Origin of the sequence: Romboutsia lituseburensis (assembly GCF_024723825.1) — a bacterium.
In the GTDB taxonomy this organism is placed as follows: domain Bacteria; phylum Bacillota; class Clostridia; order Peptostreptococcales; family Peptostreptococcaceae; genus Romboutsia_F; species Romboutsia_F lituseburensis_A.
This window is the reverse complement of record NZ_JANQBQ010000001.1, coordinates 3,130,030-3,149,961: the sequence shown is the minus strand read 5'-3', so window position 1 is coordinate 3,149,961 and position 19,932 is coordinate 3,130,030. Positions and strand designations below refer to the sequence as shown.

General features: G+C 28.7%; 21 protein-coding genes. 3 read left to right on the top strand and 18 right to left on the bottom strand.

Annotated features, from left to right (window positions below; genetic code table 11):
* Positions 1 to 59: 59 nt before the first annotated feature.
* The 4 genes from leuS to nadD all read right to left on the bottom strand — a co-directional run bounded on the left by leuS (position 60) and on the right by nadD (position 4,489).
* Positions 60 to 2,480 carry a leucine--tRNA ligase gene (gene leuS, locus NWE74_RS15255; RefSeq protein WP_258243827.1) on the bottom strand — a complete coding sequence of 807 codons (2,421 nt, stop codon included), beginning with the start codon at positions 2,478 to 2,480 and terminating at the stop codon, positions 60 to 62.
* A gap of 297 nt (positions 2,481 to 2,777) precedes the next feature.
* Positions 2,778 to 3,128: a ribosome silencing factor gene (rsfS, locus tag NWE74_RS15250; RefSeq protein WP_092725427.1), complete on the bottom strand. Its 351-nt coding sequence runs from the start codon at positions 3,126 to 3,128 to the stop codon at positions 2,778 to 2,780.
* 101 nt (positions 3,129 to 3,229) lie between these two features.
* Positions 3,230 to 3,799 (bottom strand): bis(5'-nucleosyl)-tetraphosphatase (symmetrical) YqeK, encoded by a 570-nt coding sequence (yqeK, locus tag NWE74_RS15245; RefSeq protein ID WP_258243826.1) that lies wholly within the window; start codon positions 3,797 to 3,799, stop codon positions 3,230 to 3,232.
* 3 nt (positions 3,800 to 3,802) lie between these two features.
* A complete protein-coding gene (gene nadD / locus NWE74_RS15240; protein ID WP_258243825.1) occupies positions 3,803 to 4,489 on the bottom strand; it encodes a nicotinate-nucleotide adenylyltransferase in 687 nt (228 codons plus the stop codon).
* Between the two features lie 119 nt (positions 4,490 to 4,608).
* On the opposite strand from nadD, the gene recX reads away from it, so the two are divergent.
* Positions 4,609 to 5,247 (top strand): recombination regulator RecX, encoded by a 639-nt coding sequence (gene recX, locus NWE74_RS15235; RefSeq protein ID WP_258243824.1) that lies wholly within the window; start codon positions 4,609 to 4,611, stop codon positions 5,245 to 5,247.
* Positions 5,248 to 5,468: 221 nt separating this feature from the next.
* Here recX and NWE74_RS15230 read toward each other — a convergent pair whose 3' ends face one another.
* Complete coding sequence (locus tag NWE74_RS15230) at positions 5,469 to 5,819, bottom strand: hypothetical protein (RefSeq protein ID WP_258243823.1); 351 nt, start codon at positions 5,817 to 5,819, stop codon at positions 5,469 to 5,471.
* A 287-nt stretch (positions 5,820 to 6,106) separates the two neighbouring features.
* Between NWE74_RS15230 and NWE74_RS15225 the strand changes: the two genes are divergently transcribed.
* Positions 6,107 to 7,024, top strand: a complete 918-nt coding sequence (locus NWE74_RS15225) for a ribonuclease Z (RefSeq protein ID WP_258243822.1) — start codon at positions 6,107 to 6,109, stop codon at positions 7,022 to 7,024.
* 57 nt (positions 7,025 to 7,081) lie between these two features.
* Here the strand turns inward: NWE74_RS15225 and NWE74_RS15220 are convergent, their stop codons facing one another.
* The 9 genes from NWE74_RS15220 to NWE74_RS15180 all read right to left on the bottom strand — a co-directional run bounded on the left by NWE74_RS15220 (position 7,082) and on the right by NWE74_RS15180 (position 15,572).
* Complete coding sequence (locus tag NWE74_RS15220) at positions 7,082 to 8,416, bottom strand: CoA-disulfide reductase (protein ID WP_258243821.1); 1,335 nt, start codon at positions 8,414 to 8,416, stop codon at positions 7,082 to 7,084.
* A gap of 204 nt (positions 8,417 to 8,620) precedes the next feature.
* Positions 8,621 to 8,989, bottom strand: a complete 369-nt coding sequence (locus NWE74_RS15215) for a YhbY family RNA-binding protein (protein WP_258243820.1) — start codon at positions 8,987 to 8,989, stop codon at positions 8,621 to 8,623.
* Between the two features lie 21 nt (positions 8,990 to 9,010).
* Positions 9,011 to 10,288, bottom strand: coding sequence for a GTPase ObgE (gene obgE / locus NWE74_RS15210; RefSeq protein WP_258243819.1), 1,278 nt, complete (start codon positions 10,286 to 10,288; stop codon positions 9,011 to 9,013).
* A 117-nt stretch (positions 10,289 to 10,405) separates the two neighbouring features.
* Positions 10,406 to 10,696 (bottom strand): 50S ribosomal protein L27, encoded by a 291-nt coding sequence (rpmA, locus tag NWE74_RS15205; protein WP_092725413.1) that lies wholly within the window; start codon positions 10,694 to 10,696, stop codon positions 10,406 to 10,408.
* Positions 10,697 to 10,709: 13 nt separating this feature from the next.
* Complete coding sequence (locus NWE74_RS15200; RefSeq protein ID WP_258243818.1) at positions 10,710 to 11,027, bottom strand: ribosomal-processing cysteine protease Prp; 318 nt, start codon at positions 11,025 to 11,027, stop codon at positions 10,710 to 10,712.
* Positions 11,028 to 11,041: 14 nt separating this feature from the next.
* A complete protein-coding gene (gene rplU / locus NWE74_RS15195) occupies positions 11,042 to 11,353 on the bottom strand; it encodes a 50S ribosomal protein L21 (RefSeq protein WP_042275706.1) in 312 nt (103 codons plus the stop codon).
* Between the two features lie 117 nt (positions 11,354 to 11,470).
* Positions 11,471 to 12,874: an Rne/Rng family ribonuclease gene (locus NWE74_RS15190; protein WP_258243817.1), complete on the bottom strand. Its 1,404-nt coding sequence runs from the start codon at positions 12,872 to 12,874 to the stop codon at positions 11,471 to 11,473.
* Positions 12,875 to 13,026: 152 nt separating this feature from the next.
* Entirely contained in the window at positions 13,027 to 13,725 is a 699-nt protein-coding gene (locus tag NWE74_RS15185) for a TIGR03936 family radical SAM-associated protein (protein ID WP_258243816.1), read from the bottom strand.
* Positions 13,726 to 13,727: 2 nt separating this feature from the next.
* Positions 13,728 to 15,572 (bottom strand): TIGR03960 family B12-binding radical SAM protein, encoded by a 1,845-nt coding sequence (locus tag NWE74_RS15180; protein ID WP_258243815.1) that lies wholly within the window; start codon positions 15,570 to 15,572, stop codon positions 13,728 to 13,730.
* Between the two features lie 383 nt (positions 15,573 to 15,955).
* Between NWE74_RS15180 and NWE74_RS15175 the strand changes: the two genes are divergently transcribed.
* Positions 15,956 to 17,149, top strand: coding sequence for an FprA family A-type flavoprotein (locus NWE74_RS15175; RefSeq protein ID WP_258243814.1), 1,194 nt, complete (start codon positions 15,956 to 15,958; stop codon positions 17,147 to 17,149).
* A gap of 46 nt (positions 17,150 to 17,195) precedes the next feature.
* Here the strand turns inward: NWE74_RS15175 and mgsA are convergent, their stop codons facing one another.
* The 4 genes from mgsA to minD all read right to left on the bottom strand — a co-directional run bounded on the left by mgsA (position 17,196) and on the right by minD (position 19,921).
* A complete protein-coding gene (gene mgsA, locus NWE74_RS15170) occupies positions 17,196 to 17,609 on the bottom strand; it encodes a methylglyoxal synthase (RefSeq protein WP_258243813.1) in 414 nt (137 codons plus the stop codon).
* 18 nt (positions 17,610 to 17,627) lie between these two features.
* Positions 17,628 to 18,746: a rod shape-determining protein RodA gene (gene rodA, locus NWE74_RS15165; RefSeq protein ID WP_258243812.1), complete on the bottom strand. Its 1,119-nt coding sequence runs from the start codon at positions 18,744 to 18,746 to the stop codon at positions 17,628 to 17,630.
* Positions 18,747 to 18,821: 75 nt separating this feature from the next.
* Complete coding sequence (minE, locus tag NWE74_RS15160; RefSeq protein WP_258243811.1) at positions 18,822 to 19,106, bottom strand: cell division topological specificity factor MinE; 285 nt, start codon at positions 19,104 to 19,106, stop codon at positions 18,822 to 18,824.
* A gap of 17 nt (positions 19,107 to 19,123) precedes the next feature.
* On the bottom strand, positions 19,124 to 19,921 hold the full coding sequence (gene minD / locus NWE74_RS15155; RefSeq protein ID WP_092725396.1) for a septum site-determining protein MinD: 798 nt from the start codon (positions 19,919 to 19,921) through the stop codon (positions 19,124 to 19,126).
* Between the last annotated feature and the right edge of the window lie 11 nt (positions 19,922 to 19,932).

Below are 19,932 nucleotides of genomic sequence, written 5' to 3'. Positions count from 1 at the left end.
ATTATCATAAAAAAAGAGAGAAAAACAAAAAGTTTTCTCTCTTTTTAAAACACTTTATCTTATTTTACAACTATATTAACTAATTTTTTAGGGACAGCAATTACTTTTACTATTTCTTTGCCTTCCACTAAAGCTTTAATTTTTTCATCATTTATTGCAGCTTCTTGCATATCTTCTCTTGATATATTAGCAGCAACACTTAATTTACCTCTAACCTTACCATTTATCTGAACTACAACTTCAACTTCATCCTTAACTAAAGCAGATTCATCGTATGTTGGCCAAGATATATCGAATATACTTCCTTCTTTACCTATCATAGCCCATAGCTCTTCTCCCATATGTGGAGCAAATGGTGATAATATAGTAACTATAGTTTCTACACCCTCTTTTATAACTGCATCATTTCTATTATCTAACTCTTTATACTTATACATTTCGTTTATTAATTCCATTAATGCAGATATTGCAGTATTAAATCCAAACTTTTCATTTAAATCTTCAGTTACTTTCTTTAACGTAGCATTTATAGTGAATCTCATAGCTTTATCTTCTTTAGTTAATTCTCCCATAGTTGCATCAGACTTAGCTACTCCAGCTAATTCATCTACTAATCTATAAACTCTATTTAAGAATCTATAGCATCCTTCAACACCTTGATCTGACCATTCTAAATCTCTTTCTGGTGGTGCAGCAAATAATACAAATAATCTAGCAGTATCAACTCCATACTCAGCTATTATTTCATGAGGAGATACAACATTCCCTTTAGACTTACTCATCTTAGCTCCATCTTTTAATACCATACCTTGAGTTAATAGATTTTTAAATGGCTCTTTAAAGTCTAATATTCCCATTGAATTAAATGCCTTAACAAAGAATCTTGAGTATAATAAATGAAGTATAGCATGTTCTACTCCACCTATATATTGATCAACTGGCATCCAGTTGTTAACCGCATCTTTACTAAATGGTTCTTCTGTATTCTTAGGATCTATATATCTTAAGAAATACCAAGAAGAATCAACGAATGTATCCATTGTGTCTGCTTCTCTTCTAGCTGGCTTTTTACAACAAGGACAAGTAGTATTCATAAATGTGTTTGAAGTTGTAAGCGGAGATTCACCTTTACCAGTAAATTCAACATCTGTAGGTAATAATATAGGTAAATTTTCTTTCTTTTCTGGAACTATTCCACAGTCTTCACAGTATACTACAGGTATTGGACATCCCCAATATCTTTGTCTAGAAAGTAACCAGTCTCTTAATCTATAATTAACTGTTTTCTTTCCTATTTTCATTTCTTCTATTTTTTCTATTATTGCATCAAATGCTTTTGAAGCTTCCATACCGTCAAACTCTCCAGAGTTCACCATTATATTATCTTCATTTATAACTTCAACTATATTTAAATTGTATTTAGCTGCAAATTCAGCATCTCTCTCATCGTGAGCTGGAACTGCCATAACAGCACCTGTTCCATAGTCAGCTAATACATAGTTTGCTATCCATAATTCAACTTTTTGTCCGTTTAGAGGATTTATAACATGCTTTCCTATGAACATTCCTTCTTTTTCTACATCACTTGAAGTTCTTTCTATCTCAGTCATAGTATGCATTTTAGCAACAAATTTCTCAACCGCTTCTTCATACTCAGTTCCAGCTACTAATTCTTTAACTAGTTCATGTTCAGGAGCTAAAACCATATAAGAAACTCCGTATACTGTGTCTGGTCTAGTTGTGAATACTGTTATAGATTTATCCATACCATCTATATCAAAGGTTATTTCCGCTCCAGTACTCTTTCCTATCCAGTTTTTTTGCATAGTCTTAACTTTATCTGGCCATCCGTCTAAAGTATCTAAATCTTGTAATAATTCTTCTGCAAATGCAGTAGTTTTAAAATACCATTGCTCTAGATCTTTTTTTACTACTACAGAATCACATCTTTCACAAGCACCTTGAACAACTTGCTCATTTGCTAAAACTGTTTCACAAGATGGACACCAGTTAACGAAAGATTTTTTCTTATATGCTAATCCATTCTCTAAGAATTTTAAGAATATTTCTTGAGTAAATTTGTAGTACTCTGGAGTAGATGTTGCTATTTCTCTATCCCAGTCAAAGCTAAGACCTAAAGTTTTAAATTGACCTCTCATGTCTTCTATGTTTTCCATAGTCCATTTATCTGGATGTATTCCATGCTTTATTGCTGCATTTTCTGCTGGAAGTCCAAATGAATCCCATCCCATTGGATGAAGCACATTATATCCTTGCATCTTTTTAAATCTTGCAACAACATCACCTATAGAATAGTTTCTAACATGACCCATATGTAATTTCCCAGATGGATATGGGAACATTTCTAATGCGTAATATTTTGGCTTTGTTGTGTCATTAGTATCTGTTTTATATTGGTTATTATCTTCCCAAATCTTTTGCCATTTAGCTTCTACTTCATTTGGTTTATAAACATTCATTTAATTTCCTCCTATGTATTTTATATTTTAAAAATAAAAAAAATCCTGCATCCCTAAACATAATGTTTAGGGACGAGGATTATATTTTCTCGCGGTACCACCCTAATTAGTCTAATACTAGACTCTCTTAGTTAGTTTTTATGCCAACTACGGCTAAATAGATATTTATCTAGCAAGTTCAAAGTTATATTTTACTAGTTTACAGCACCACTAGCTCTCTGAAAAAATATAAATCTTTTACTACTCTAGTCTATTTAATAATTTTAACTTTTATTATAATAAATTATATTATCACTATTATGCTAATGTGTCAATATCAACATATGGAGCATCTTTCCACATTTTTTCTAAGTTGTAGAATCCTCTATTTTCTTCATTAAATACATGAACTATAATGTCTCCATAATCAAGAAGTATCCATACTTGAGAATCATAACCTTCTTTTCCTCTTGGTTCTATTCCATGTTTAGTTAATTCTTCTTCTACATTATCTGCTATAGCTTTTACTTGTCTTTGAGAAGATGCTGTAGCTATAACAAAATAATCGCATAAACTTGAAACCGCTCCTATATTTAAAATAGATATATCTTGACCTAATTTATCATCTATTGCATCGTATACAACTTTAGTAATTTGTTCTACTGTCATATTATTTCCTACCTTTCTATTTTTAAACGTATTTATTTATTATACCATAAATCTATAGTTGTACCTATGATATTTTATATTTAATGATATTATTCCCATACTTAATTGTTTTGTTTCATAAGATAGTTTCTAGCCTCTACAGTTCTAGGATGTATTAGTTGCTTATTATCAATAACAAACTTAATAGTATTGTCAAAAGAAGTTAGTAATGCTTCATCTAATTTGCCATTATAGGCTAAATCTCTAAGATTTTCTACTCCTGGAAAATTTCTATCTTCTTCTATTAAATCTGCAATATAAATTATTTTTTCTATTAAATTCATATTAGCTTTTCCAGTTGTATGATATTTAACCGAATTTATTATTTCTTCGTCATCTATATTAAATTCATTTCTTACAATATATGAACCTATAACACTATGTGATAGTGCTAAATTATTTTTTTCTAACTCATCTAATTCTATGCTATATTTTTTAACATAATAATCAACTTCTTTTGATTCTAAATATTTAGCACAATCATGAATAATTCCTGCTATATACGACTTTTCTTTGTCACATCTATATATTTCACTCAATTTTACAGCACACTTAGCTACATTTTGAGAATGTTTAAATCTTCTTTCTGGTAACATATTTTTTAACTGATTGCTTATACTTTCTAAATTCATTTATTACTCTCCATATCTATATAACATTTTATATTTTATATAATTTTCAACATTTTCAGGTACTAGATATCTTACAGAATGGTTTTCTTTTAATTGATTTCTTATATATGTTGAAGAAATATCCAGTGATGGCACATATACATCTATTATATTTGCATTATATTTTTTCTTTAAGCTCGCAATTTTTTCTTGTACTTTTAACAAACTTATCCCCGGTCTAGTTGCTGCTATAAATGTTGCTAACTTAAAATTTTCTTCTACATCTTTCCAAGTTTCAATATCACATATTGCATCTGCTCCAGTTATAAAATATATATCTATATTTTTATATGTTTTTTTCAAATCTTTCAGAGTATCTATTGTATATGTTTTGTTATTTCTTTTTATCTCTAAATCTAATACTAAAAAATGCTCATTATTCTCTGTTGCAATATTAACCATATTATATCTATCAAACTTATCTGTTATACTCTGACTTTTATGTGGTGGTGTTCCGGATGGTATAAAAAGTATTTTATCTAATTTATATCTATCTCTAATAAATTCAGCTGTAGCTAAATGTGCATAATGAATTGGATCAAACGTTCCGCCCATAATTCCTACTTTTATATTTTTTGATTTATTTTCAAATTTTTTTAACTTTCTAGTATTTTTATCCTCTGCCCTTTTTATCAGATTCTCAATACTCATATTTCGTCTCCTTTTTTAACAATACTACTAACATTGTATCATTTATTTTATAATATTAAAGATTATAAATTAATTTTTAGTGTATACTTATATTTATATACCACTTAAAGGAGATTTTTATGGCTATAATTACAAAAATAGAAGCACAAAAAAAAGATAAAAATAGAGTTAATATATATGTCAATGATGAATTCTTTCTAGCAATATTTACTGAGTTAGTATATGAATTTAACTTAAAGAAAGGAATGTTGATAGAAAAAGAACACTTAAAAGAAATTTTAGAAAAAGAAATGTATGTAAAAGCAAAAAACAAAGCATTAAATATTTTATCTAAAACTGATCAATCGGAGAAAAAAATCAGAGAAAAACTTTCTAATGAATTTGAAGAAGATACTATTGATAAAGTTATAGATTTTTTAAGAAATAATAAATTTATTGATGATGAATTACTTGCATCTAAAATAGTTAATACTAATATTAACTTAAATAAATGTGGAAAAAATAAAATAAGGCAAAACTTATATAATAAGGGAATTAACTCCGAATCTATTTCTGAAGCATTATCTGAAATTGATGAAAATATAGAATTTGAAAACGCTATGTATTTAGCTAAAAAAAGATATGAAAGGGTAAAAAAAGAAGATAACAGAAAAATTTATCAAAAAATTTCTCAACATCTAGCTTATAAAGGATTTAATTATGATATTATAAAAAAAGTGTTAAACAAACTTTTAAATGTAGATGATTACGATTTATAAATATATATTTCTATGAAGGAGGATTTATTTTGAGCGAAGTTAAAAGGATACTTATTGGAGCTATAAGTTTGGCATTAGGAATATATAATGTTATCCAATTTTATAAACAAGACAATATAAAATAAAAAACTACTTTAAAATATAAATAACTTATTATTTAAGTTAGTTTATATTTTAAAGCAATTTTTTTATATGTTAATTATTATGTATTACGTTTTAATCTACTTTTCTAATAATTTAGTTACAATATAATCAGCTACTTCGCATATAATAAGTATATAAAATAACTTTCTATATTTTATAAAAATCATGATATAAAGTGTAATACTACAAATCATAGAAAAAATAGATAAACCTAAAAGATGTGAGTTTTTATTATTAAATGCTTCATCTAAAAGTTCATCAATTTTGATAGATTTTGATATTATAGTTAAAACAATCAACCTATCTATAATTAAATATATCCAAAAAACTATCTTTAACTTATTAAAAAGTAGTGTATATATAGGTATAGAAAAAATTTCTTTCCATAATATAAACTTAATTAAATTTTCATTTAGTTTATTATCCATATTATTCCTCTTGTTCTCTTATATTAAATTTTATTACTCTATTATTTTATAACTTTTTATTTATTTCTTCAATTAAATTACGTCTTTAATCTAACAATATCTTACGATTTAGTTTTACAAAAAGCTTATTTTTAGCTATTTATCATATTGATTTCACTCTTTATCTATTTAATATTCTATAAAACAATATTACTACAAATATTCATTTTTGTTTAAAATGTTACAATTATAATAAATCTAAATATTATAATTGTATTATATTATTTTATTAAAAAGGAGTTAAATTTATGGTTGATTTAGTTTTGCTTGGATGCGGAGGAAATATGCCTACACCTACAAGATATCTATCATCGCTTTTTATAAATTATAGAGGTAGAAAAATCCTTATAGACTGCGGCGAAGGTACTCAAATATCTATGAAAATGCAAAATTGTGGTTTTAAAAATATAGATTTAATACTTATAACTCATCTTCACGGTGATCATTTTAATGGTATTATAGGCCTACTGTCTACTATAGGTAACAGCTCTAGAACAGAGGATCTAACTATAGTAGGACCTAGAGGAATAATAGATTATATGAACGCTGTAAGAGTTTTAGTTGAGTACTTACCTTATAAACTAAATATTATAGAAGATCCTGATGGCCCTTTTTCCTTGACCAATGATATTTTAAAAGATATCGAAATTTCATGCTTAGATCTAGAACATTCAACTGAATGTATAGGCTATTCTATATATTTTAAAAGGCAATCTCAGTTCAATAAAGATAAAGCTATTGCAAATAATGTTCCAACAATACTCTGGCAAAAACTACAGTCAGGTAAAAGTATGACTATGAATGGAATAGAATATAACCCATCTATGGTATTAGGAGATAGTAGAAAAGGAATAAAACTAAGTTATATAACTGATACAAGACCATTATTTTCCATACCTCAATTTATAAAAGATAGTGATTTATTTGTTTGTGAGGGTATGTATGGAGATGATATGGATATATCTAAAGCAAGTAAAAACTGTCATATGACATTTAGAGAGGCCGCGAACTTAGCTAGATTAGGAAATGTAAAAAAATTATTACTTACTCACTTTAGTCCCTCTCTAGATAATCCTTACAATTATATTTCAAATGCTACTAGTGTATTTGAAAATACACTAATCGGAGAAGATAGATTAGAATTAAGCTTAAAGTTCGAAGATTAATTCTAATAAAAAAGAGTGTAGAAAACCTACACTCTAATATATCCAAAATAAATTTAATTATTTACATACATTCCCAGCTACATTTAATACATCCCAAGTTCTAGCAAATGGTGGTGCATAACATAAATCTAACATCCCCAGTTGATTTGTTGTAAGCTTGCCAAATATAGCTGCTGCAATTACATTTGTTCTTTGAACTGCATCTTTAAATCCTGCAACTTGCCCACCTAATAAAACTTTAGTTTTAGCATCGTATACTAGTTTTACGTATATTTGATCTCTACCCGGGTAGTAATTAGTTTGGTTAAAATCAGATATAAACTTAACTTTCACATCTAAGCCTAATTTTTTAGCTTGATTTTCAGTTATACCTGTTGAACCAGCTTCCATATCCATAACCTTTAAACAACTTGATCCTAATGAACCTTGGAATGAATTATTCGCCCCCGCTAAATTTTCTCCAACTATTCTTCCTAATTTATTAGCTCCTGTAGCAAGTGGTACATATGTATCTTGACCAGTTACTATATTTTTAATAGTCGCACAATCTCCTGCTGAATATATATCTTCTACAGAAGTTTTACCAAATTCATCTACTATGATAGCTCCATTTGGCAGCATATCGATACCTGTATCTTTTAAGAATGCTGTTGCTGGTCTAACTCCTGTAGCTATTATAACTACATCTGCATCAACTTCTCCTTTATTTGTTATAACTTTTTCTACTTTAGTTTCTCCAACTAATTCAGATACAAGTTCCTCTAATCTTAAATCAACACCATGCTTTTTAATTTCTTCTTCTAAAACATCTGTTATTTCCTTATCAAAAACTTGCTCTAATATTCTATCTGTAGCTTGGAATACTGTCACATTTTTGCCTAACTTCTTAGCAGCTTCTACAGCCTCTAATCCTATAAATCCAGCTCCTATAATAACTACATTTTTATTTTCTTCTTTATTTAAAAGCTCTTTAACTTTAATTCCATCTGCCATACTTTTTAAAGTTGAAACATTTTCAAGTTTAACATTTTTTATTGGTGGTATTATACTACTAGCTCCTGTTGCCACCATTAATTTATCGTAAAAGTCTTCAAATTCAGTACCTGTCTCTAAATTTCTTACTGTAACTTTTTTATTATTAACATCTACATCTATTACTTCATTAAATATCTTTAAATCTATTCCTGTTTCTCTAAATTTTTCAGGGCTTCTTGCTATCATATTATTGGGATCATCAAAAAATCCACCTACAAAATATGGAAGTCCGCATGCTCCAAACGAAACTACATCCCCTTTTTCATATACTACAACTTCATACTCTGGTTGCATTCTTTTTAATTTAGCAGCTGCACTCATTCCTGCTGCTACAGCTCCAATTATTATAACTCTCATATTTGTCCTCCTAAACTAGCCTTTCATCTATTATGTTTTCGTTTTCCTCTTCATTTTATATATACCCATTTCTAGTCATTATATTAACATGTTTTTTTATAAAAATCTATATTTTCAAATATTTTATTATACTTTTATACAAATTCACTTAATTTTTTAAATTAAAATCAAAAAAGCACTTGTATATATACAAGTGCTTTCTATTTATCTATATGATTTTTTAGTAGCTTTTCCTTTTTTAGTCATATTTTCAACCTTAACTTTTGCTTTAGCTTGCTCATGACCAGGGAATACTATTTGAGGATTTTCCATATTCTTTTTATATAATGTAAATTTAGATCCTATAGCTTGTACAAATTCCGCTCTTAAAGCTTCACATACTGCATTAGCAGTCTCTTTAGTATCTAATCCAGCAGTTTCAAGTATAGTTACTTTAACTATTTCTCTAACTCTTAACATATCATCTAATTGCTCTAAAAAGCTTTCTGTTACACCATCTTTTCCTATTTGAGTAGCTGGCTTTAAAGTATTTGCTATTGATCTTAAGTGTGCTCTTTGCTTACCTTTTAACATATTTTATCACCTCTTTAAATTTTAATTGTAGAATTCAAATTCTAATTCGTAAATTCTAACTGTATCTCCATCTTCTATTCCCATTTCTCTTAACTTATCAAATACACCTTGATTTTCCATAGAGTTTTGGAAGAATTGAAGAGATTCCATATCGTCAAAATTAACAGAGTACATAATTCTTCTAAGTGCCTTACCAGTAACAACATATACTCCATCTTCTATTTCTACACTTAAACCTTCTTCTTCTTGTATATCTAATTCAGGTCTATACATTTCTTCTTCTGAAACTAGCTCGATTTCTTCTGCTTCTTGTAATAACTGAGTTACATAAGCAATTACATCATCTATTCCTTGACGAGTAGCTGCAGACATTTTAAATACTTTATATCCTCTAGATTCTAATTCATTTTTAAAATCTTCAAATACACTTTCATCTTCTAATATATCAATTTTATTAGCTACTACTACTTGTGGTCTAGTTGATAATTTTTCATTATACATCTTAAGTTCATCATTTATTTTATCAAAATCTTCTAAAGCATCTCTACCTTCTAGTCCAGATATATCAACTATATGTATTAAAACTTTAGTTCTTTCAACGTGTCTTAAGAAGTCATGGCCAAGACCAATTCCTTCTGCTGCCCCTTCTATTAATCCAGGTATATCAGCTAATACGAAGCTTTCTCCAAACTTTGTTTGTACAACACCTAAATTAGGAGTTAACGTTGTAAAATGATAGTTAGCTATCTTTGGTTTAGCTTTAGTAACAACAGATAAGAAAGTTGATTTACCAACATTAGGGAATCCTAACAGACCTACATCTGCTATCATCTTAAGCTCTAAAGTTATCCATCTTTCTTGTCCATCAGTTCCTGATTTTGCAAAAGCAGGAGCTTGTCTTACAGCATTGGCAAAATGTTGGTTTCCTTTTCCACCTCTACCACCTCTAGCAATAACAGCTCTATCTCCTTCTTGCTTTAAATCTGCAAGTACTAAACCTGTTGCTTCATCTCTTATTATTGTTCCAGCAGGTACTTTAAGTAATAAATCTTCTCCATTTTTACCTGCTCTTCTTCCTTTTGTACCATCTCCACCTGGCTCTGCTGCATATTTTCTTTGATACTTGAAGTCCATTAAAGTTCTAAGACCTAAGTCAACTTCAAATATTATACTTGCACCATTTCCACCGTCTCCACCGTCTGGACCACCAGCTGGAACATATTTTTCTTTTCTAAAACCTACCGCACCATTTCCACCGTTTCCAGCTTTAACAAATATTCTAGCTTTATCTATAAACAAATTAATCACCTACTTGATTAAGACTTTTTAATTATTTTTTACAAAATAGACACTTATCATTCTATAAATATCTATTTACAAGAAAAAGGAGTGTATTAACACTCCTTTTTTGGTATATTACTCAGCTATAGATACTGGGTATACACTTACTTTCTTTCTCTTCTTATCTTTTCTTTCGAATTTAACAGCACCGTCAACTAATGCAAATAAAGTGTCATCGCCACCTCTACCTACGTTAGTTCCTGGATGTATTTTAGTACCTCTTTGTCTTACTATTATACTACCAGCAGTTACAACTTGTCCGTCAAATCTCTTAACACCTAATCTCTTAGCTATAGAATCTCTACCGTTTTTAGAAGATCCTACCCCTTTCTTAGATGCAAGTAACTGTAAGTTCATGTTTAACATATGGAGTCACCCCCTACTTTTTTAAGATTTTTATATTTTTGGGATATTCCCGTTTAATTCCTTCAATAGCCAATTGAAAATGATCTAATAAAAGTTTAGCGTCATTTAAAAATTCATCTTTAACGATGCATTCTATATGACCTTCTTGTCCTATTACTTTATCAAATTCAACTTTCTGTAATTTGTCTAAAGAATTTATAACTGCAATTGCATTTGATGTAACTGCAGAGCATACTATATCATAGCCTATCTCAGCATAATCAGCATGTCCTTTTAGACAAAATCCTTTTATTGAAAAGTCATCATTGTAATAATATTTAACTTTTATCATTACTTAACCATTAATTAAGCGTTTATCTTTTCGATAACTATCTTAGTGTATGGTTGACGATGTCCTTGCTTTCTTCTGTAGTCTTTCTTAGCTTTATACTTGAAAACTACAACTTTCTTAGCTTTACCTTGTTCAACAACTTTCGCTTGAACAGAAGCACCTTCTACAACTGGAGCTCCAACTACTAACTCACCATCTTTAGTGCAAGCTAATACTTCGTTTAAAGTAACAACATCACCTGCGTTAGCTTCTAACTTTTCAACGAATAATACATCACCTTCAGCAACTTTATATTGCTTTCCACCTGTTTTAACTATAGCGTACATTAAATACACCTCCTCGGTCTCAAACTCGCCATATAGGTACCTCCCTAAAGAAGTTTCTAACCTTTTCTGTGCGGCATTACAGTTATTAATATTACTACTTTATTTGTCATTTGTCAACTAACTATTATAAATTATATTTATTTTTTCAGAATTTATTTTTTCATCTTCTTCTATTTTTATTAAAACATCATATTTTATGCTTATTTTTTCAATTATATACTCAAAATTTTTCTTAATTTCTTTATATATATATGTACTTGTTTTTATAGTTATATTTTTATAAGTTGTATGTTCTTTTATTCTAATAATCTCTTTTTCTATATTATCAATCACAGAATTTATAGACTTTATAAACCCAGTGTTTTTACATTCATTACATTCTTCTAAATAATATTTAGCTAGTGAATCTTTTTCCCTTCTTCTTGCGACTTCTACAAGACCTAACCTAGTTATACCTAATACTTCATACTTTCGTTTATCTTTTGACATTTCATTATCTAATATCTTTAATAATTCTTTTTTATGTTTATCTTTATGCATATCTATAAAATCTATTATTATTATACCGCCTATATCTCTAAGCTTCAGTTGTCTAGCTATTTCTATTGCAGCTTCTATATTAGTTTTGTATACAGTGTCTTCTAACTTTAAATTTCCCGTAAATTTTCCTGTATTAACATCTATTACGGTTAAAGCTTCTGTTTTTTCTATTATCAAATATCCACCACTTTTTAGCCATACTTTTTTATTTAAGGCTTTTTCTATTTGTGAGTCAACTTTATATAAATTAAATATATCCTTATTTTCCTCTAGTTTCAACTTTTCTATATACTCTTTTTTTATGCTTTTTAATATATCTTTTAATTCATCATATTTATCTTTATTATTAACTACTATCAATTCTATATCTTCGTTTATATTATCTTTTATATACTTACTAGAAAAATCCAATTCTTTGTATAATAATTTAGGACCCATTCCTAGCTTATACTCTTTTAATATATTTTCATATTTAATATGCAATTCATTTATATCATTTTCTAAGTCTTCTTTGCTACACCCTACTGATTCTGTTCTTATTATAAGACCAGAATTATCTTTACTTATACTTTTAGCTATTTTTTTTAATCTAAATCTTTCTTTTTCATCCCTTATTTTATTTGATATTGTAATTCTATCATTTGAAGGTATATAAACTAAATATCTTCCAGCTAGGCTTATTTCTAAATTTAATTTAGCTCCTTTACTACCTATTTCTTCTTTATTTATTTGCACCAAAATTTCTTGTCCAGCTTTTATATTATTGTCTTTTTTCAATTGAAGATAAGCTAATTTTTCAAGACCTACATCAATAAAACAAGCCTCTATTCCTGGTAATACCTTTTTTACAATTCCTCTATATATATTAGATACAGTTTTACTTTTTTTATTATCTTCTATAAAAACTTCTGTAAGGTTATCATCTTCTAATATTGCTGTCTTTTGAGATGAAATAAGCGATTCTATTACTATTTTTTTCATAATAACTCCTTGTAACTTTTACTTAATAATTTTATATAAAAAATCTGATTCACTCATAGCGTCAACGACTTAGTCCGCTGCTCAAAAATGTTATTTTTTATGTTTCATAACTTTATTATATATAAAAAAAGGTGGTTTTACCCACCTTTTTATTACATAGGAGATACTAATTCTTCTCCATCTATTACGTATAAGTCTCTTCTTAGTATGTCCACATCTAATGGATCCATCTCTATATCTAACATTTCTAATATTTTAGGTATAAATACAGAATTGTTTAAATTGGCTTTTGATCCAGTTGCTATCATAGCTTCTATAGTTAAAGTATCCTCTGTTAAATCTAATATATCAAATTGTCTTATCATAGGTCTTATATCAGATTCTACTAGTTTACCTTTTTTATTCTTCTTAGTTATAATTATTTCATCTTGACTCATAAAATCTAAAATTTTAGATTTTATGAATTCCTTAGTTAAAGGCTTCTCTAATTCTAGAGTGTATATATATTCTCCAAATTCTATAGTAGATGCTAAAGAAGGTGTTTGCTTAGTTATTTCCATAGCAGTAATGAATTCAATTCCTTTTGGTAATTGTTCATTCATTCTCTTTAAATATTCTTCAACACTTAAATCCTCTTCTATCTCAACGTCTACATATTCTCCTTGACTCTCTGTTCCTAAAGCTAGTGCATTTCCATAACTTATCTTAGGGTGAGGATTGTATCCTTGAGAATGAACTAACTCTATTTCAGCTCTTCTAAAAGCTCTTTGTAAAAGTTGTTGTAAATCTAGGTGTGATATATATATCATATCTCCCTCTTTGTTGAATTTAGTTCTTATTATTTTACTCATAATTAACACATCCCCCTTCCAATGTTGTGTGCATTAATACCACATGCATTACACTTATGTCTACAATCAGGAGTAACTGTTTCTTTTGTAGCTTTTTCATTTTCTCTTATTAAGAATTTCTTAGTAACCCCTACATCTATATGATCCCATGGGAATACTTCTTCGTAATCTCTTTCTCTATTTGCATAGAATTCTATTTCTAATCCGTTTTTAGCCATAGCTTCTTTCCATATATCTAAATTGAAGTACTCTGACCATCCATCAAATTTAGCACCTAGTTTAAATGCATCATATATAACTTTACCTAGTCTTCTGTCTCCTCTAGCTATTACAGCTTCCATTAAACTTGTTTTAGAATCATGGTAGTTATATTTTATATCTTTATTTTTTAACTTTTTAACTAAGTGTCTTTGTTTTTCGACCACTTCTTCTGTAGTATCTTGACCATGCCATTGGAAAGGTGTAAATGGTTTAGGAACAAATGTAGATGTACTAACTGTTACACCAAAAGCTCTTCTTAACTTTCCTCCATTAACGTCTCTATAAGTATCTATAACATCATATGCAAGCTTAGCTATACCATCTAAGTCATCATAAGTTTCTGTAGGAAGACCTATCATAAAGTATAATTTAACACTATTCCATCCCATTTCAAATGCTTTTCTTGTAGCATTTGATAAATCAGTTTCACTTACACCTTTGTTTATAACATCTCTTAATCTTTGAGTTCCCGCTTCTGGTGCAAATGTAAGACCTGATTTTCTTACTTGTTGTATTTTTTCTGCGATTTCCATTGAGAAATTATCAAGTCTTAAAGATGGTAAAGATATACCGATATTTCTTGGCGTATATTCATTTACTAAATAGTCTGTAAGTTCCTCTAATTGACTATAGTCACTTGTACTTAATGAAGATAATGATATTTCATCATATCCAGTGTTTTTAACTAGATTTTCTAATATTTCTTTTAATCTATCTACACTTTTTTCTCTTATTGGTCTATAAATCATACCAGCTTGACAGAATCTACATCCTCTTGTACATCCTCTAAATAACTCAAGAACTATTCTATTATGCACTGTATCTATAAATGGTACTATTAATTTTTCAGGATATTGAACTTCTTCCATATTTTTTATTATTCTTTTATGTGGATTTGCAGGTACACCGTCTCTGTTAGGTACTACAGATTTTATAGTCCCATCTTCGTTGTATTCTACATCATAGAAACTAGGTATATAAACACCCTCTATTGAAGCTATTTTTAATAAAAAGTCTTCTCTAGTAGTTTTATTTTTCTTCCACTCTTTATATGCTTGTACTACTTCTAAGTTTACTTCTTCACCTTCACCTAATATTGCTATATCTACAAAATCAGCTAAAGGCTCTACATTATATGCACAAGGACCTCCAACTAATATAAAAGGATCTTCTGATTTTCTTTCTTCTCTTAATAATGGTATATTAGCTAAATCTAATATATTAAGTAAATTTGTATATGAAAGCTCATACTGTAATGTAAATGTAACAAAGTCAAAATTAGTTATAGCTTGTCTTGACTCTAAAGCAAACATTGGTATATTTCTTTCTCTCATCATATTCTCCATATCTACTGCCGGAGAATATACTCTTTCACAAAATACATCTTCATCCTTATTTATTACATCATATAATATATGACTTCCTAAATGACTCATACCAACTTCATATAAGTCTGGGAAACAATGAGCATATCTTATTAAATCTTTATTTGACGTATCTTTATGTACTGAGTTTATCTCGTTTCCAAGATACCTAGCAGGCTTTTCAACCTTCTTTAAAATTCTTTTTAAGTCTACCTTATTCATGTATCTTAAAACCTCCAATAAGTTTATTGTTTTATAAGCATAACTACTATTATACACGATATGATATTATCTATCAAAATTTTATTAACTATTTAAATATAGTTTTTCCAATTTGTTTCCTTATTATAGTAATCTAATAAAAATTTTATTATTTATTCGAAATATGTCATTAAATATCTAATATATTATTTATTTATATCTTAATTTAAAGGTATAATAAATATAAGTACCTCTGTATTTAATAGTCTGGCATAACAAAGCGATATTACATTAATAATTTCAATATAATTAAATACTTTATTTTATATGTATGTATTTTTTTGTTTGAATACATACTATGTGGGTATAATTTTAATATAATGTTATTTTTAGGAGGATTTGTAATGAGTAATGTGTTTGAAGTAAAAAAAGATATTTATTTTACAGGAGTTGTTGATAAAGATTTAAAAGTTTTCGATATAATAATGGAAACTGAATTTGGGACAACTTATAACTGTTATATAATAAAGGATGAAAAAACTGTATTGTTTGATACTGTAAAACCAAATTTTAAAGAAGAATTCTTAAAAAATATTTCTGAAGTTACAGATGTATCTGATATAGATTATGTTGTTATACACCATACAGAACCAGATCATGCTGGTAGTTTAAAATATCTTTTAGATTTAAATCCTAATATAGAAGTTTTCTGTACAAATGCAGCTAAAATGTATTTAACTGAGCAAATAAATAAACCTTTTAAGTGTCATGTTATAAAAGATGGAGAAGTTTTAAATATAGGAAAAAGAAATCTTAAATTTATAACTGCACCATTTTTACATTGGGCAGATACTATGTTTACTTATGTAGAAGAAGAAAAAACTTTATTTACTTGTGATGCTTTCGGTTGCCATTTCGCTAATGTTGATGCAGACGCTGTTGAGAATGAAGATTATCTAAAGTCTTCTAAACATTATTATGATTGTATAGTAAAACCATTTGCTAAGCATGTTTTAAATGCTATAAACAAAGTTGTAGATTTAAAAATAGATTTTGATACTATATTAACTTCTCATGGCCCTATGCTTACAAAAGATCCTATGGCTGCTGTTAAAAGATACCTTGATTGGTCTACAGAAGTTGTTAATTCTACAAATCAAAATCAAGTTGCAGTATTTTACTTATCGGCTTACACTAATACATTAGAAATGGCTAAAAAAATAAAAGAAGGTCTAATATCTGAAGGCGCTTGTGTTACTTTATACGACTTAGAGGAAATGAATTTAAAAGAAATGCATGATGCTGTAGTTATGTCTAAAGTTATATTATTAGGATCTCCAACTATAAATAGAACAATGGTTAAACCTATGTGGGATTTATTCTCTACTATAGATCCAATGGCTAACCAAGGTAAAATAGCTGGTGTGTTTGGATCTTACGGATGGAGTGGAGAAGGTATTACAATGGCAGAAAATTTATTAAAATCAATGGCATTTAAAATGCCTGTTGAAACGGTAAAGAAAAAATTCTTCCCTTGTTGTCAAACATTAGATGAATGTTTTAACTACGGTGCAGAATTTGCTAAATTAATAAAATAAATAATAAAAGGTTATATATCATATAATGATATATAACCTTTTTAATTTACACTCTTTGGCTTGTAGTTTTTCTAACTTCTCTCCAAGAAAGCTCTCCTCTATCTAGAGCCTTAACAAATATTTCAGCAGAAGCTAAATTAGTAGCTACTGGTACATGATATACATCACAAAGTCTAATTAAAGCTTGTATATCTGGCTCATGAGCTTGAGCTGTTAAAGCATCTCTTAAGAATATAACTAAATCTATTTCTTGAGAAACAATTAATGACCCTATTTGTTGATCTCCACCTAAAGGACCTGATGCTAATCTATTTATATTTAGATTCGTTGCATCCATGATTTTTTTACCTGTTGTTCCTGTTGCATATAGACCATATTTTTTTAATATTGCCTCATAACCTATACAAAATCCAATCATAGTGTTCTTCATTTCATCATGTGCTATTAATGCTATATTCATGTTCCCCTCCACATTTAGTTAAAAGTTTATTTTTTTTCTTCTCATACATACATTTAAAACTAAACCTAAGTTAGCTAAAGATGTTAATAATGAACTTCCTCCATAACTGATAAATGGCAATGTTACTCCTGTTACCGGTATTAGGGCAACTGTCATTCCTATGTTCTGAATAATTTGATATGCAAACATACTCATAACCCCAACTACAATTAACGTTCCATAAAAATCTTTAGCCTCTTTGGCTATATAAATCATCCTAGTTAAGAACAGTGCATATAACCCTATAACTGCAGCCATTCCAACTACACCTAATTCTTCTCCAATTACAGCAAATATAAAATCACTTTCTTGTACTGGCAAGAATCCTTCTTGATTTTGAGTCCCATTGTATAGACCTTTACCAGTTACGCCTCCTGATCCTATTGCTATCATAGATTGCATAACTTGATAGTTACCCTTTTTAGTTGGATCATCAGGGTGTAAAAACGCATCTATCCTTTCCTTTTGATGTGGTGCCATAACTAAATACATAAGTGGTAAAGTTACTAAAACAGCAACTATACATCTTTTTATTAATTTTATATCTAAACCGGCTGTAAATAACATTCCACCTATAATACAACTAAAAACTATTGCTGTACCTAAATCTGGTTGAGCAAATAAAAGTCCTATAAATGGAACAGCGTATATTACTACTGGAATTATCTCTTTAAGATTATTTAACTTACCTTTTCTAGATTCTACTATTTTCGCATAACTTAATATAAACGTAAATTTAACTAACTCTGACGTTTGAAAATCTAGAGGTCCTAGATTTAGCCAAGATCTAGCTCCACCTCTTTCTGCTCCTATTCCAGGAATTAAAATTATAGCTAATAGTATTAAACTAACTATATATAATGCTTTATAGTGTTTTCCTAAAAAATTATAATCAAATAGTAGTATCCCTATTATCATAAGAACACCTAATCCAAATGCTGATCCTTGTTTATATATTTGCCAATAATTACCAGTTATTTGAGCATGTGTAGCACTACTTAATACTACAAGTCCAAATCCAAATATAGCAAGTACTGTAATTATTAGCTTCCAATCTAACTGTTTAATTAATTTTATAGTTGATTTGTATTCTATCATCTGTTCACCGTCTTCCTACTTTTCTGAATATAATTTACTCATATACGAAATAAAAGGGGATTTCCCCCCTTTATTTTATATACTTCTGTCTTTTATATTTTTTAGCGGTATATTCGCAACTAACGCTGATACAGGCCTATCGTTTTGTTCGCCTCTAGCCTTAGACATTTTTATTTCCAGACCATCTTCTTCTATATCAGCATAATTAGCTATAACTTTAAGAATATCTGTCTTAATCATATCTAAAAGTTGTGGAGAACAATCCACCCTATCATGTACTAAAACTAATTTTAATCTTTCTTTAGCTACTGATTTACTAGTTCTAGATTCATTAGAAAAAACTTTAAATAAATCTAACACGGATATATCCCCCTTCACTACTTGGCCATACCAAACATTTTCTTTAATTTGCTAAAAATATTGTTATCTGTTGACACTTCTAACAACGGAACATCATTTCCTAATATTCTTTTGGCAATATTTTTATATGCTTGTCCTGCAGAAGACTTGCTATCTAAAATTGCTGGTTCACCTTTATTTGTAGATACAATTATACTTTCGTCATCAGGAACTAATCCTAATAATTCTATAGCTAATATTTCTATAATGTCTTGTTTACCCATCATGTCGCCACGTCTTACCATATCTTGTCTTATTCTATTTATAACCAATCTAATGTCTTTTATTTCATTAGCTTCTAGTAATCCAATTATTCTATCCGCATCTCTAACAGCAGATACTTCTGGATTTGTTACAACTATTGCTCTATCTGCTCCTGCTATGGCATTTTTGAATCCTTGTTCTATACCTGCTGGACAGTCTATTAATATAAAATCAAATGATTCTCTTAACTTATCACATAGTTCTGACATTTGTTCTACTGTAACAGCATTTTTATCTCTTGTTTGCGCCGCTGGTAATAAATATAAATTTTCAAATCTTTTATCTTTTATTAGGGCTTGCTTTAATCTGCATGTACCCTCAACAACATCTACAATATCATAAACAATTCTATTTTCTAACCCCATAACTACATCTAAGTTTCTAAGCCCGATATCTGCATCAACAATAACTGTTTTTTTATTTTCTAAGCTTAAAGCAGTTCCTAGGTTTGCTGCGGTAGTAGTTTTTCCAACTCCACCCTTACCAGATGTTATAACTATAACTTCGCTCATATTACTACCCC

What these genes read in the sequence shown, in the direction of transcription:
- NWE74_RS15185 (WP_258243816.1), bottom strand. Translation starts at nt 13,725, where the DNA reads ATGAGTAAAATAATAAGAACTAAATTCAACAAAGAGGGAGATATGATA.
- minD (WP_092725396.1), bottom strand. Translation starts at nt 19,921, where the DNA reads ATGAGCGAAGTTATAGTTATAACATCTGGTAAGGGTGGAGTTGGAAAA.
- rpmA (WP_092725413.1), bottom strand. Translation starts at nt 10,696, where the DNA reads ATGTTAAACATGAACTTACAGTTACTTGCATCTAAGAAAGGGGTAGGA.
- NWE74_RS15215 (WP_258243820.1), bottom strand. Translation starts at nt 8,989, where the DNA reads ATGTTAAAAGGTAAGCAAAGAGCACACTTAAGATCAATAGCAAATACT.
- NWE74_RS15180 (WP_258243815.1), bottom strand. Translation starts at nt 15,572, where the DNA reads ATGAATAAGGTAGACTTAAAAAGAATTTTAAAGAAGGTTGAAAAGCCT.
- nadD (WP_258243825.1), bottom strand. Translation starts at nt 4,489, where the DNA reads ATGAGTATTGAGAATCTGATAAAAAGGGCAGAGGATAAAAATACTAGA.
- rsfS (WP_092725427.1), bottom strand. Translation starts at nt 3,128, where the DNA reads ATGACAGTAGAACAAATTACTAAAGTTGTATACGATGCAATAGATGAT.
- NWE74_RS15190 (WP_258243817.1), bottom strand. Translation starts at nt 12,874, where the DNA reads ATGAAAAAAATAGTAATAGAATCGCTTATTTCATCTCAAAAGACAGCA.
- mgsA (WP_258243813.1), bottom strand. Translation starts at nt 17,609, where the DNA reads ATGAATATAGCATTAATAGCACATGATGAAATGAAGAACACTATGATT.
- yqeK (WP_258243826.1), bottom strand. Translation starts at nt 3,799, where the DNA reads ATGAATTTAGAAAGTATAAGCAATCAGTTAAAAAATATGTTACCAGAA.
- NWE74_RS15200 (WP_258243818.1), bottom strand. Translation starts at nt 11,027, where the DNA reads ATGATAAAAGTTAAATATTATTACAATGATGACTTTTCAATAAAAGGA.
- rplU (WP_042275706.1), bottom strand. Translation starts at nt 11,353, where the DNA reads ATGTACGCTATAGTTAAAACAGGTGGAAAGCAATATAAAGTTGCTGAA.
- NWE74_RS15175 (WP_258243814.1), top strand. Translation starts at nt 15,956, where the DNA reads ATGAGTAATGTGTTTGAAGTAAAAAAAGATATTTATTTTACAGGAGTT.
- leuS (WP_258243827.1), bottom strand. Translation starts at nt 2,480, where the DNA reads ATGAATGTTTATAAACCAAATGAAGTAGAAGCTAAATGGCAAAAGATT.
- NWE74_RS15220 (WP_258243821.1), bottom strand. Translation starts at nt 8,416, where the DNA reads ATGAGAGTTATAATAATTGGAGCTGTAGCAGCAGGAATGAGTGCAGCT.
- recX (WP_258243824.1), top strand. Translation starts at nt 4,609, where the DNA reads ATGGCTATAATTACAAAAATAGAAGCACAAAAAAAAGATAAAAATAGA.
- NWE74_RS15225 (WP_258243822.1), top strand. Translation starts at nt 6,107, where the DNA reads ATGGTTGATTTAGTTTTGCTTGGATGCGGAGGAAATATGCCTACACCT.
- NWE74_RS15230 (WP_258243823.1), bottom strand. Translation starts at nt 5,819, where the DNA reads ATGGATAATAAACTAAATGAAAATTTAATTAAGTTTATATTATGGAAA.
- rodA (WP_258243812.1), bottom strand. Translation starts at nt 18,746, where the DNA reads ATGATAGAATACAAATCAACTATAAAATTAATTAAACAGTTAGATTGG.